Genomic DNA, 12,249 nt, shown 5'->3' with positions numbered 1-12,249 from the left:
GCGCGCCTTTGCCCGTTCGGGCCCGGTGCGGCCCTTGGAGGAAGTTGTACAGCGGCTGTCCGGCACTGACCAGGTCTGTTGCAGGTCCGATGCTGCCCGTGTGTGTCCGTTTACCGGGCGGAGTGCCCGCCTCGGACCTGCGGGGCAGCCGTCGAGGGCGTGGGAACGGGCACGCCGGCTGCCCGAACCCCCCGGCGGGCGGGCCCGTTCGGTGCCCGCCCGCCGTCGAAGAGCGTCTTTTTCACGCCGTCGGTCAGAGCCGGCAGCTGATCTCCATGCCGTCCTCGACGGGGAACGTGACGCTTTCGTAGCCGTTCGCGGGATCGCGTACGTGGTCGAGATACGGGCGCAGGTTCGGCAGGTCGACGTCGTCGGCCACGACCAGGGTGCCGGGGCGCAGACGCGGCTCAAGGAGGCGCAGGACGGGCAGGCACAGGTCCTTCCAGCCGTCCAGCAGCAGGAGGTCCGGGGGAGTGTCCAGGGCGCCGAGGGTGTCGCGGGCGTCGCCCGGCAGCACGGTGATCAGGTCGTCCAGGCCGGCCTCGGCGAAGGTCGCGCGGGCCGCGGCGATCTTGTCCGCGCTGAGCTCCGTGGTCACGACGCGTCCGGCGCCGTTGTCCCGTACGGCCGCGGCCAGATACAGCGTGGAGATCCCGAAGGACATGCCGAACTCCACCACCGTGGCTGGGCGTACGGCCCGGACCAGGTTGTAGAGCAGCGTCCCGCCGGCGGCGGAGATCGGCATGTAGATCTCGGCCGCGGCATCGGCCTGTTCCTGGGGTGAGAGGGGCGCGAAACCGCCGGGCAGGTCCGCGTCCATGCGGGCGGAGGTGGCGTCGTCCTGTTCGGCGCCTTCGAACAGGCGGCTGAGGGCTGCCTTGATGCGGGGGTCGGCGAGGGAGTGGGTGGGCGTCGGTGTGGGCGTGGGTGTCGTCGGTGTCATGGTCGCCTAGAGTAGACGCAACGTTGCGTCGTTTCTAGAAGGAATATCCTCGGCGAAGCGAGGGATCGGCGGGGTGAGGGAGGCGAGATGACATCTGTTGCGCGCGCCGAGGCGGGCGGCACCGGCGAAGGGTCCGGGCGGCGGCACCACGGCAATCGGCACGGGCGCAGCGAGGGGGCCCGGCAGGCGGTGCTGGAGGCGGCCGACGACCTGCTGGTCGAGAAGGGCTTCGCGGGCGTCACGATGGAGGGCATCGCGGCGCGTGCCGGTGTGGCCAAGCAGACCCTCTACCGGTGGTGGAGCGCCAAGACGGACATCCTCATGGACGCGCTGCTGCAGGATGCCGTCGAGGACCTGACCCCGCCCGACACCGGCGACCTCGCCCGCGACCTGAGCGCCTATCTGCGCCAACTGGCCTGGTTCCTGGGCGAGTCGGACCCCGGTGCCGTCTTCCGGGCGCTGATCGCCCAGGCCCAGCTTGATCCGGGGTTCGCCCGCGACTTCCGGTCCAGGTGCCTGGAGCCGCAACGGCTCCGCGACCGGGCGGTGCTGCAACGCGCCCTGGACGCGGGCCTGTTGCCCGCCGATGTCGACATCGAGGCGGAGACGGACCAGCTCGTGGGCCCGCTCTACTACCGCGTACTGGTGAGTGACGAGCCGATCGGCGAGGCGTTCACCGACGGCCTGGCCGACGCGTTCCTGCGCCGGCACGGGCTCGTCTGACGCCGGTGCTCAATAGGGCCAGATCGGCGGGTCGTTGACGAAGTGGCCGCCCAGGTAGGCGTGCGCCACGTTCTCCGGGTCCAGCTCGCCCTGTTCGGCGATCAGCTTCTCCGCGTACGGCTCCGAGTCGTCCTGCGGGTCGTAGCCCAGCGCCCGCGCGGTCGAAAGGTCCCACCACAGGCGGGTGTTGGCGGAGGAGCCGTAGACGACGGTGTGGCCGACGTTCTCCGCGGTGAGGGCCGCGTGGAAGAGACGGGCGCCGTCGGCCGGGCTCATCCACACCGACAGCATGCGCACGCTGGACGGCTCCGCGAAGCAGGAGCCGATGCGCACCGACACCGTCTCCAGGCCGTGCCGGTCCCAGTAGAGCTGCGCGAGATCCTCGCCGAAGGACTTGGACAGACCGTAGAAGGTGTCCGGGCGGCGCGGGGTGTCGATCGGGATCAGCGCGCTCGCGTCGAACGGTGCCTCGCCCTCGGGGTGCGGGGTGAAGCCCACGGCGTGGTTGGAGGAGGCGAAGGCGATCCGGTCCACGCCCTCCTCTCGCGCGGCCTCGTACAGGTTGTAGGTCCCCTCGATGTTCGCCTTGAGGATCTTCTCGAAGGGGGCTTCCAGGGAGATCCCCGCGAGGTGGATGATCGCGTCGACGCCCCGTACCGCCTCGCGCAGGGCCGCCTTGTCGGCGAGGTCCGCGGTGATCGCGTTCGGCGCGCCCTCGACGGGGCGCAGGTCGAGCAGGCGCAGTTCGTAGCCGTAGGCCGGGAGCAGCTCCCGCATCAGGGTGCCTAGTCCGCCGGCGGCGCCGGTCAGCAGAACGGTGCGGGGAGCGGGCATCCTCGGGTCTCCTCGGGCGCATGTATGGACGGCATTCACATTCATGGACACGCTAAGGATCGCTCACGTGCTTCGTCAAGTGTTGCGCGGGGTCGACGAATCCACTCACTTTCTGCCTCTTTCCCGTTCTCGTGTTGCCCGGTTGCGCGCTTGACCGGCCCGGAGCAGGCTCCATAGTGTGGCGATGTTCAGGGATGTAGACACTGATCAGAAGAACGTACGCGCCTGCCAGGGAGAGCCCGTGACGCCAGCCCCTCTCGCCGCTCGACTCAGCATCCCCAGCGGGCCGCTGTTCTTCCCCGTCACCGCCTACGGCCCGGACGGCTCGGTCGACCTCGACGTGTACCGCGCGCACGTGCGGCGCGGGGTGGAGGCGGGGGCCGCCGCCGTGTTCGCCTGCTGCGGCACCGGCGAGTTCCACGCGCTGACGCCCGAGGAGTTCGAGGCCTGCATAGAGGCCGCCGTCGAGGCGACGGACGGGCGCGTGCCGGTCGTCGCGGGTGCCGGCTACGGCACCGCACTCGCCGTCCGCTACGCGCGTCTCGCCGCGGCGGCCGGCGCGGACGGGCTGCTCGCCATGCCGCCCTACCTCGTGGTCGCCGGGCAGGAGGGGCTGCTGCGGCACTACCGGGAGGTGGCCGCCGCGACCGCGCTGCCGGTGATCGTCTACCAGCGCGACAACGCCGTGTTCACCCCGGCCTCGGTGGTCGAACTGGCCCGCACGGACGGGATCATCGGCTTCAAGGACGGGCTCGGCGACCTCGACCTCATGCAGCGGATCGTGAGCACCGTACGCACCGAGGTCCCCGGCGACTTCCTCTACTTCAACGGCCTGCCGACCGCCGAACAGACCCAGCTCGCCTACCGCGGCATCGGCATCACGCTCTACTCCTCCGCCGTCTTCTGCTTCGTCCCCGAGATCGCCCTCGCCTTCCACCAGGCCCTCGCCGCCGGCGACGACACCACCGCGCACCGCCTCCTCGACGGCTTCTACCGGCCGTTCGTCGAACTGCGCGCCCAGGGCCGCGGCTACGCCGTCTCGCTGGTCAAGGCCGGGGTGCGGATGCGCGGGCTCGACGTGGGGGAGGTCCGGCCGCCGCTGCACGAGCCGGCGGAGGAGCATGTGAAGCAGCTCGCCCAGCTGATCGAGCGCGGGTACGCGCTCGTCGAGGAGGACATGTGAAGGCGTCGGCGTTCGTCTACCCCTGGGACGTCAACGGGGACCCGGGGGCCGCCGAGTTCATCGCCGGGCTCGGTGTACGGCAGGCGACGCTGGCCTCGGCCTATCACTCCACGCGCGCGTTGACGCCCCGCCACCCGCGCCACCGCATCGTCACCGCCGAACACGCGGCCGTGCTCTACCCGGCCGACGACCGCTGGTACGGCCGCACCCTGCGCCCGTACCCGGCGGGGGAGTGGGCGCCCGGGGACGCGTACGGCGAGGCCGCGACCGCCCTCGCGGACGCCGGTCTGGAGGTGCACACCTGGGTCGTCCTCGCGCACAACTCCCGCCTGGGCGCGGACCATCCGGACACCTCGGTCATCAACGCCTATGGCGACCGCTACCCGTGGGCCCCGTGCATCGCCCAACCCGCCACGCGCGCGTACCTCGTCGACCTGGCCGCCGAGGCGGCGGTCCGGCCCGGCGCACGCGGCACCGAACTGGAGTCCCTGGGCTGGTACGGCCTCCAGCACCTGCACGCCCACGACAAGACCGCCGGGGTGGGTCTCGGCGACGCCGGCCAGTACCTCATGTCGTTGTGCTTCTGCCCGACCTGCGCAGAGGGCTACGGCGAACAGGGCCTCGACGCCGACGAGTTGGCGGCGGTCGTACGCGCCGCGCTGGAACCGGTGTGGCGGGGGGCGCCCTCCGACGGCGGCTGGGCGGGGGTCGAGAAACTCCTCGGCGAGGCGAACGCGACGGCCACACGCGCGTGGCGCGACGAGCGGGCCCGCACCCTTCAGGAGACGGCGGTCGCGGCGGTCCGGGCCGCCGCACCCGCCGACTTCCAGGTACTGCTGCACGCGGACCCGGAGTCGTACCACTGCGGTGCCAACGTGGGTGTGGACCCCGGACACATCCTGTCGGTGGCCGACGGCGTGGTCGTCCCCTGCACGGGCGGCCCGGGCCTGCTCACGCCGTTCGCCGAACAGGGCAGGGCCGGGGCGGTGTTGGCCGCCAACTTCACGGTGGTCTCCGGGATGGGGGGACGGCCGGGCGCGCTGGCGGCGGACGCGGCACGGGCACGCGACCTCGGGGCGAGCGAACTGCGGCTCTATCACGCGGGGTTGGCGTCGGAGGCGGACTTGGTGGAGGTGCGGTCTGCCATGGCGGAGCTCTGATCCGGATCCTGGGCCGGGCTCCGATCCGGGTTCTGAGGCGGCGGCGCGCCCGTCCCGAGCAGCGCCAGTGAAGCGCTCGTCGCGAGCAGCGCCAGCCCGATCAGGATCAACAGGAGCTTGTAGTCGGCCAGTTCGACCAGTGCCGCTCCCGCCCCCAGTCCGATCACGTTCGGCGTGAAGATCAGGGTGTTGGCGGTCGCGGTCGCCCGGCCGAGGAGCGGACCCGGCAACTCGCGCTGTACGGCGGTGAACGCGGCGATCAGGACGCACGGCAGCCCCAGGCCGATCGCCGCGCCGCTCGCCAGCACCACCGGATCGGACGGCACCGCCCGCGCGGCCACCCCGACCGCCGTGAGGGCGATGCCGGCCGCCCCGAACCGGTGTTCACCCAGCCGTCGTAGCGCGGGCCCGGAGACCAGTCCGACCGCCACAGAGCCGGTGCCCTGGGCCGCGTAGAGCACGCCCGTGTAGGCGGGGGAGTGCCCCAGGGCGTCGACGATCGCGTAGGTGGTGGAACTGCTCAGGGAGGCGAGGAACATCATGGCGCCGCCCGCCAGGACCAGGGGGCGCAGCAGTGGATGCCGCCACACCTCGCGGACGCCCTCGGCGGTTTGGGTCCGCCAGGTGCCGGCGGGACGCCCGGGTGGCTCCTCGTGTGCGCGGATCAGCAGCCACAGGCCTGCCGCCAGCGCGAAGGTGACCGCGTCCAGGCCGGCCACCGCGGGCCCGCCGAACGCGGCGTACAGGCCCGCGCCCGTCAGCGGCGCGACCAGTTTCATGCCCTCCACGGCGGTCATGCGCAGCCCGTTGAAGTCGCCGAGGAGGTCCTGGTCGACGACGGCGGCGAGGAGGGCCGACTCGGCGGGGTCCTGGACGACGAGCGTGGTGCCGTAGACGAACAGGACCGTGAAGAGCAGCCACAGGTCGGCGCGGGAGCCGACGCCGACGAGGGTGAAAAGGAGGGCGGCCAGGCCGAGGTTCGTCCCGATCAGCAGGGGCTTGCGGCGGACGCGGTCGGCGATCGTGCCGAGGGCCGGGCCGCACAGGGTCGGGGCCCACACGGCGAAGGTGCACAGCGCGGCGAGACCGTTCGAACCGGTGAGGTCCTTCACCCACACGCCGGCCGCGAGCCCGAGCGCGGACGTGCCGAAGGCGGACACCACCAGACCCACGAGATACAGCCCCGCGTTGCGGTCCCGCAGGATGCGCGTCACGGTCCAGTTTGTCGTCATGCCTGGTCATCGTGGGTCTAAGGCGGGGGTGGAGGCATCGGGCAGGTGCCGTAGAAACGCACGGCGGCAGGGGCGTGGCGCGCGTGTGCGATGAGTTTCGGGGCCGCCGACGGTCTACCTCATGAGTGGAGACCGAACCCTGGAAGGGAAGCGCATGAGCGACAGCACTTTTGACTTCGGACCGCAGGCCCGGGTCATCGCCCGTCTCGCGGAGGGCATCCCGGACGAGCGGCTCGGGGACGGGACCCCGTGCCCCGACTACGCCCTGCGCCATCTGCTGGGCCACGTGCTCGGTCTGTCCGTCGCCTTCCGCGACGCCGCGCGCAAGGACCTGGGTGCCACGACCGACACCAGCCCGGCCACCGCCCTGCCCGACATCGGCTCCGGCTGGCGGGCGGAACTGCCCAAGGCCCTCGACGAACTCGCCGAGGCCTGGCGCGACCCGGCCGCCTGGACCGGCATGACCCGCGCGGGCGGCGTGGACCTCCCCGGCGCGGTCGCCGCGGCCGTCGCCGCCGACGAACTGGTCATCCACGGCTGGGACCTGGCCAGGGTCACCGGCCAGACCTACGCCCCCGACCCGGCAGCGCTCCAGGCGTCGTACGACTTCCTGTTCGCGGCCACGGCCGACCCGAGCCGAGGAGGCGGCATCTTCGGCCCGGTGGTAGCGGTACCGGAGGACGCGCCGCTGTTGGACCGGGCGGTGGGGCTGAGCGGGCGGGACCCCGGCTGGAAGCCGTAGACCGCCCCGGCAACCTCAACTTCCTTTGTCAGAAGCATTGACGAAACATGCGCGCCCTCCTAGCTTCAACGCGTCGTACTTCGTACGTCATATATGAGACGCGATACGCGAGATCAGATACCTCAGATCTGATACGTGACTTCCGAGAGGCGCGCATGACCTCTGTGCCCACGCCGATCCCCTCCCGCACGCAGTACGTGCAGGAGGAGATCAAACGCCGCATCCTCACCGGGCAGTTGACGCCGGGTCAGGCCCTGGTCGAGACCGAGCTGGCCGCGTCGTTCGGGGTGTCCAAGACCCCGGTGCGCGAGGCGCTCAAGACCCTGGCCGGGACCGGGCTCGTCGTGATGAACCAGTACAAGGGCGTCACGGTGCGCATGGTGGACGCGGACATGGCGCGCGAGGTCTACGACGTACGACTGCTGCTCGAACCCGAGGCGCTGAAGCGGTCGGTGCGCCGTGGGGCCTCGCTCGCCGCCGCGCGCGACGCCCTCACCAAGGCCGACGACGCCACCGACACCGCCGAACGGTCCCTGGCCAACCGGGAGTTCCACCGCGCCCTCTACCTGCCGTGCGGCAACCCGCTGCTCGGCCGGATGCTCGACGAGGTCCGTGACCAGGCCGCCCTCGTCTCCGCCGTCGCCTGGGCGGCCTCGCCCTCCTGGGAGCGGGAGGCCGGCGAGCACCGCGAGATCCTGCGGCTCGCCCTGGACGGCGACGCGGACGGCGCGGCCCGCGCCCTGCACGCCCACATCGGGTCCTTCGTCGAGCGGGCGTTCCCCCAAGTGACGGACCAGGCCGCGGGCCAGGAAGGTCAGGAGGGTCAGGAATGAGCGCCGTGACGTTCGAGACCCAACGGGCGGCCCTGGCCGACGTGGTGGCGATCCCGGTGACCCCGTTCGCCGAGGACGGCAGCGTCGACCAGGACACCCACCGGGCCCTCTTGCGCCGCCTGCTCGACGGCGGGGTCCGCATCCTCACGCCCAACGGGAACACCGGCGAGTTCTACGCCCTGACCCCTCAAGAGCGGCAGCTCGTCACGGAGTTGACCATCGACGAGGCGGGCGAGCGCGCCGCGATCCTCGTCGGCGTCGGCCACGACGTGCCCACCGCCATCGCCTCCGCCCGGCACGCGCAGGACCACGGCGCCCAGCTGGTGATGGTCCACCAGCCCATCCACCCGTACGTCTCTCAGGCCGGCTGGGTCGACTACCACCGCGCCATCGCCGAGGCCGTGCCCGACCTGGGCGTCGTCCCGTACATCCGCAACGCCCAACTGCCCGGCGCCCGCCTCGCCGAACTCGCCGACCACTGCCCGAACGTCATCGGCGTCAAGTACGCCGTCCCGGACGCCGCCCGCTTCGCCGCCTTCGCGCGGGACGCGGGGCTCGAACGCTTCGTGTGGGTGGCCGGGTTGGCCGAACCGTACGCGCCCTCCTACTTCTCGGCGGGCGCCACCGGCTTCACCTCGGGGCTCGTGAACGTCGCCCCGTCCGTTTCGCTGAACATGATCGAAGCGCTTCGATCAGGGGACTATCCAGGGGCGATGAAGGTCTGGGAGCAGATCCGCCGCTTCGAGGAACTACGTGCGGCGAACGGCTCCGCCAACAACGTCACGATCGTCAAGGAAGCGCTTGCGTCCCTCGGCCTGTGCCGCCGCGAGGTCCGCCCGCCGAGCAGGCAACTGCCGGAGAACGAGCGCGCCGAGGTCGCCGAGATCGCCGCCGGGTGGTCGATATGAACGCCCCCGTCGGCAGAACCCGAACGAAGTCGCCCGAAGAGCTCAGAAGCCACCAGTGGTACGGCACCGACGGCCTGCGCTCCTTCAGCCACCGCGCCCGCACCCGCCAACTCGGCTATCTCCCCGAGGAGCACCTCGGCAAGCCGGTCATCGCGATCCTCAACACCTGGTCCGACATCAACCCCTGCCACGTCCACCTGCGCGATCGCGCGCAGGCCGTGAAGCGCGGGGTGTGGCAAGCCGGCGGATTCCCGCTGGAGTTCCCGGTCTCGACGCTCAGCGAGACGTTCCAGAAGCCGACCCCGATGCTCTACCGCAACCTGCTCGCGATGGAGACCGAGGAGCTGCTGCGGTCGTATCCCGTGGACGGCGCCGTGCTGATGGGCGGCTGCGACAAGTCCACGCCCGCGCTCCTCATGGGCGCCGCCTCCGTCGACCTGCCCACCGTCTTCGTTCCCGCCGGGCCCATGCTCCCCGGCCACTGGCGCAACGAAGTCCTGGGCTCCGGCACCGACATGTGGAAGTACTGGGACGACAAGCGCGCCGGACTCATCGGCGACTGCGAACTGACCGAACTGGAGAGCGGCCTGGCCCGTTCGCCCGGCCACTGCATGACGATGGGTACGGCGTCCACGCTCACCGCCGCCGCCGAGGCGCTCGGCGTCACGGTCCCGGGCGCGTCCAGCATCCCGGCCGTGGACTCCGGGCACGACCGGATGGCCGCCGCCGCTGGCCTGCGTATCGTCGAACTGGTCCACCGGGACCGGAAGTTGAGCGACATCCTCACCCGGGACGCCTTCGAGGACGCCGTCACCACCGTGCTCGGCCTCGGCGGCTCCACCAACGCCGTGATCCACCTGATCGCCATGGCGGGCCGGTCCGGCGTCCGGCTCACCCTCGACGACTTCGACCGCGTCGCCCGCACGGTGCCGGTGCTGGCGAACGTGCGGCCCGGCGGACGGACGTACCTCATGGAGGACTTCCACTTCGCCGGCGGACTGCCCGGGTTCCTCTCCCGCATCCCGGACCTGCTCCACCTGGACCGGCCGACGGTCTCCTGCGACACCCTGCGCGAGCAACTGGCGGGCGCCCAGGTCCACAACGACGACGTCATCCGGCCGCGCGACAACCCGGTCGCGAGCGAGGGCGGGGTGGCCGTGCTGCGCGGCAACCTCTGCCCGGACGGCGCCGTCATCAAGCACATCGCCGCCGAGCCGCACCTGCTCAAGCACACCGGGCCCGCGGTGGTCTTCGACGACTACCGGACCCTGCAACGCACCATCAACGACCCGGAGTTGGGCATCACCGCCGATACCGTGCTCGTGCTGCGCGGCTCGGGTCCCAAGGGCGGTCCCGGCATGCCCGAGTACGGGATGCTGCCGATCCCCGACCACCTGCTCAAACAGGGTGTCCGGGACATGGTCCGGATCTCCGACGCCCGCATGAGCGGCACGAGTTACGGCACCTGCGTGCTGCACGTGGCGCCCGAGTCGTACGTCGGCGGACCGCTGGCGCTCGTCCGGAGCGGGGACACCATCACTCTGGACGTCGAGGGACGCACCCTCCAACTCAACGTGGACGACGAGGAGCTGGCGCGACGCAGGGCGGAGTGGACACCGCCGCCCGCACGGTACGAGCGCGGCTACGGCGCGCTCTACAACGAACAGATCACCCAGGCGGACACCGGCTGCGACTTCGAGTTCCTGGCCCGGCCGGGCCAGGTGCCGGACCCGTACGCCGGTTGAGCACCTTTCGCATGCCCGTTGAGCAAGCGCTTCCTGTACTCAGCTTCCCGCACTGAGCTTCCCGCACTGAGCTTCCTGTACTGAACGGAGAACAGTCATGGCCCAAGCCGCAGCCGTGGCGAAACCGCCCGCGCCACCCCGGCGACGCCGTGCCTCCGCCACGCCCCGCAGGCTTCCCTACCTGCTGATCGCCCCGGCGGCGCTGCTGATGCTGGGCTTCATCGCCTACCCGGTGATCAGCGTCTTCTACTACAGCCTGCAGAACTACAACCCCACCAAGCCGTGGCGCAACGGCTACGCGGGCTTCGACAACTTCGTGCACGCCTTCACCGACGACCCGCAGTTCTGGGACACGCTGACCTTCAGCGCCAAATGGGTGATCGTCGAGGTGGGACTGCAACTGCTCTTCGGTCTGGCGCTGGCGCTGATCGTCAACCAGACCTTCGTCGGGCGGGCCGTCGGCCGCGCGCTGGTGTTCTCCCCGTGGGCGGTCTCCGGCGTACTGACCTCCGCGATCTGGGTGCTGCTCTACAACTCCCAGACGGGCGTGACCCGTTACCTCGCGGACATGGGCATCGGCGCCTACGGCACCAGCTGGCTGTCGGACACCGCGACCGTCTTCCCGGCGGCGATCGTCGCCGACCTGTGGCGCGGGGTGCCCTTCTTCGCGATCCTCATCCTCGCCGACCTGCAGTCCGTCTCGAAGGACCTGTACGAGGCCGCCGAGGTCGACGGGGCGCGCCGCCTCCAGCAGTTCTGGCACATCACGCTGCCGCACCTGAAGGACGCCATCGTGCTGTCGACGCTGCTGCGCGCGGTGTGGGAGTTCAACAACGTCGACCTGCTCTACACCCTCACCGGCGGCGGACCGGCCGGCGAGACCACGACCCTGCCGCTCTACATCGCCAACACCAGCGTGGACGCCCACAACTTCGGCTACGCGTCGGCCCTGACCACGGTCGCGTTCGTGATCCTGCTCTTCTGCTCGATCGTCTATCTGCGGCTGAGCAAGTTCGGAGGTGGCCAGAAGTGATCACCGAGATCGCACCCGCTCCCGAGCGCGTCGAGCCCCCGCCGACCGGCACGCGCGGCCGGCGCCGCGCCTGGGACGAGGCTCCCCGCTGGCAGATCTACGTCCCCCTGTCGATCTACCTGGTCTTCACCCTGATCCCCTTCTACTGGATCCTCCTCTTCGCCCTGCGCCCGGCCGGCTCGACCTCGCTGGTGCCCTGGCCGATGACCTTCGAGCACTTCGAAAAGGTCTGGAACGAGCGGGCGTTCGGCACCTACTTCCAGAACAGCGTGCTGGTCGGCGTCTCGACACTGGTGATGACGACCCTGGTCGCCCTCGCCGGCGGCTACGCCCTCGCCCGGTTCGACTTCAGGATCAAGCGGGCCTTCATGCTCGCGCTGCTGTGCACCCAGTTCGTGCCGGGGGCGCTGCTGTTGGTCCCGCTCTTCGAGATCTTCGCCAACCTGCGGATGATCAACTCGCTGTCCAGCGTGGTCATCGCCGAGACCGTCTTCCAGCTGCCGCTGTCGATGATCCTCATCAGCGGGTTCATCCGGAACGTGCCCTACTCTCTGGAGGAGGCCGCCTGGGTCGACGGCTGCAACCGCTTCACCGCGTTCCGGATCGTCGTACTCCCGCTGCTGCGGCCCGGGTTGATCGCCGTCGGCTCCTTCGCCTTCGTGCACGCCTGGAACCACTTCCTGTTCGCCCTGATGTTCCTGTCCGACCAGGGCAAGCAGACCATCCCGGTCGGCCTCAACACCCTGATGAGCGCGGACAGCGTCGACCTCGGCGCGCTCGCCGCGGGCGGCATCATCGCGGCCGTACCCGTCGTGCTCGTGTTCGCCTTCATCCAGAAGTGGCTGATCACCGGCTTCAGCGCGGGGGCGGTGAAGGGATGAGCCGACGACTTACCCTGCACGCAAAGATCGAC

At 70.8% G+C, this 12,249-nt stretch carries 12 protein-coding genes; 9 read left to right on the top strand and 3 right to left on the bottom strand.

The window, feature by feature from the left end:
• Window positions 1-253: 253 nt before the first annotated feature.
• On the bottom strand, window positions 254-943 hold the full coding sequence (locus M2283_RS17130) for an O-methyltransferase (protein WP_280877115.1): 690 nt from the start codon (window positions 941-943) through the stop codon (window positions 254-256).
• Window positions 944-1,030: 87 nt separating this feature from the next.
• On the opposite strand from M2283_RS17130, the gene M2283_RS17125 reads away from it, so the two are divergent.
• Window positions 1,031-1,666, top strand: a complete 636-nt coding sequence (locus tag M2283_RS17125) for a TetR/AcrR family transcriptional regulator (protein ID WP_280877114.1) — start codon at window positions 1,031-1,033, stop codon at window positions 1,664-1,666.
• A 9-nt stretch (window positions 1,667-1,675) separates the two neighbouring features.
• Here the strand turns inward: M2283_RS17125 and M2283_RS17120 are convergent, their stop codons facing one another.
• Window positions 1,676-2,500 carry an NAD-dependent epimerase/dehydratase family protein gene (locus M2283_RS17120; RefSeq protein WP_280877113.1) on the bottom strand — a complete coding sequence of 275 codons (825 nt, stop codon included), beginning with the start codon at window positions 2,498-2,500 and terminating at the stop codon, window positions 1,676-1,678.
• A 241-nt stretch (window positions 2,501-2,741) separates the two neighbouring features.
• Between M2283_RS17120 and M2283_RS17115 the strand changes: the two genes are divergently transcribed.
• Together M2283_RS17115 and M2283_RS17110 are read left to right on the top strand one after the other, a co-directional pair.
• Window positions 2,742-3,683, top strand: coding sequence for a 5-dehydro-4-deoxyglucarate dehydratase (locus tag M2283_RS17115; protein WP_280877112.1), 942 nt, complete (start codon window positions 2,742-2,744; stop codon window positions 3,681-3,683).
• Window positions 3,680-4,843: a hypothetical protein gene (locus tag M2283_RS17110; protein WP_280877111.1), complete on the top strand. Its 1,164-nt coding sequence runs from the start codon at window positions 3,680-3,682 to the stop codon at window positions 4,841-4,843. The genes M2283_RS17115 and M2283_RS17110 overlap by 4 nt, the downstream gene beginning before the upstream one ends.
• Here M2283_RS17110 and M2283_RS17105 read toward each other — a convergent pair.
• Window positions 4,780-6,075 carry an MFS transporter gene (locus tag M2283_RS17105; RefSeq protein WP_280877110.1) on the bottom strand — a complete coding sequence of 432 codons (1,296 nt, stop codon included), beginning with the start codon at window positions 6,073-6,075 and terminating at the stop codon, window positions 4,780-4,782. The two genes, M2283_RS17110 and M2283_RS17105, sit on opposite strands and share 64 nt — an antisense overlap.
• A 154-nt stretch (window positions 6,076-6,229) precedes the next feature.
• Between M2283_RS17105 and M2283_RS17100 the strand changes: the two genes are divergently transcribed.
• The 6 genes from M2283_RS17100 (at window position 6,230) to M2283_RS17075 (ending at window position 12,217) form a co-directional block, all read left to right on the top strand.
• Entirely contained in the window at window positions 6,230-6,817 is a 588-nt protein-coding gene (locus tag M2283_RS17100; RefSeq protein WP_280877109.1) for a TIGR03086 family metal-binding protein, read from the top strand.
• A 155-nt stretch (window positions 6,818-6,972) separates the two neighbouring features.
• Entirely contained in the window at window positions 6,973-7,650 is a 678-nt protein-coding gene (locus M2283_RS17095; protein ID WP_280877108.1) for a GntR family transcriptional regulator, read from the top strand.
• Entirely contained in the window at window positions 7,647-8,558 is a 912-nt protein-coding gene (locus tag M2283_RS17090; protein ID WP_280877107.1) for a dihydrodipicolinate synthase family protein, read from the top strand. Before M2283_RS17095 ends, M2283_RS17090 begins: the two co-directional genes overlap by 4 nt.
• Window positions 8,555-10,303 carry an L-arabinonate dehydratase gene (gene araD, locus M2283_RS17085; RefSeq protein WP_280877106.1) on the top strand — a complete coding sequence of 583 codons (1,749 nt, stop codon included), beginning with the start codon at window positions 8,555-8,557 and terminating at the stop codon, window positions 10,301-10,303. The genes M2283_RS17090 and araD overlap by 4 nt, the downstream gene beginning before the upstream one ends.
• A gap of 97 nt (window positions 10,304-10,400) precedes the next feature.
• Entirely contained in the window at window positions 10,401-11,336 is a 936-nt protein-coding gene (locus M2283_RS17080) for a carbohydrate ABC transporter permease (RefSeq protein ID WP_280877105.1), read from the top strand.
• Complete coding sequence (locus tag M2283_RS17075) at window positions 11,333-12,217, top strand: carbohydrate ABC transporter permease (RefSeq protein ID WP_432423090.1); 885 nt, start codon at window positions 11,333-11,335, stop codon at window positions 12,215-12,217. The genes M2283_RS17080 and M2283_RS17075 overlap by 4 nt, the downstream gene beginning before the upstream one ends.
• Window positions 12,218-12,249: the final 32 nt, after the last annotated feature.

This window comes from Streptomyces pseudovenezuelae, from assembly GCF_029892565.1.
Classification (GTDB): domain Bacteria; phylum Actinomycetota; class Actinomycetes; order Streptomycetales; family Streptomycetaceae; genus Streptomyces; species Streptomyces pseudovenezuelae_A.
Note: the sequence above shows the minus strand (reverse complement) of the source record. Positions and strands in the feature narration are given on the sequence as shown.

What these genes read in the sequence shown, in the direction of transcription:
- M2283_RS17090 (WP_280877107.1), top strand. Translation starts at nt 7,647, where the DNA reads ATGAGCGCCGTGACGTTCGAGACCCAACGGGCGGCCCTGGCCGACGTG.
- araD (WP_280877106.1), top strand. Translation starts at nt 8,555, where the DNA reads ATGAACGCCCCCGTCGGCAGAACCCGAACGAAGTCGCCCGAAGAGCTC.
- M2283_RS17105 (WP_280877110.1), bottom strand. Translation starts at nt 6,075, where the DNA reads ATGACGACAAACTGGACCGTGACGCGCATCCTGCGGGACCGCAACGCG.
- M2283_RS17130 (WP_280877115.1), bottom strand. Translation starts at nt 943, where the DNA reads ATGACACCGACGACACCCACGCCCACACCGACGCCCACCCACTCCCTC.
- M2283_RS17080 (WP_280877105.1), top strand. Translation starts at nt 10,401, where the DNA reads ATGGCCCAAGCCGCAGCCGTGGCGAAACCGCCCGCGCCACCCCGGCGA.
- M2283_RS17095 (WP_280877108.1), top strand. Translation starts at nt 6,973, where the DNA reads ATGACCTCTGTGCCCACGCCGATCCCCTCCCGCACGCAGTACGTGCAG.
- M2283_RS17100 (WP_280877109.1), top strand. Translation starts at nt 6,230, where the DNA reads ATGAGCGACAGCACTTTTGACTTCGGACCGCAGGCCCGGGTCATCGCC.
- M2283_RS17125 (WP_280877114.1), top strand. Translation starts at nt 1,031, where the DNA reads ATGACATCTGTTGCGCGCGCCGAGGCGGGCGGCACCGGCGAAGGGTCC.
- M2283_RS17120 (WP_280877113.1), bottom strand. Translation starts at nt 2,500, where the DNA reads ATGCCCGCTCCCCGCACCGTTCTGCTGACCGGCGCCGCCGGCGGACTA.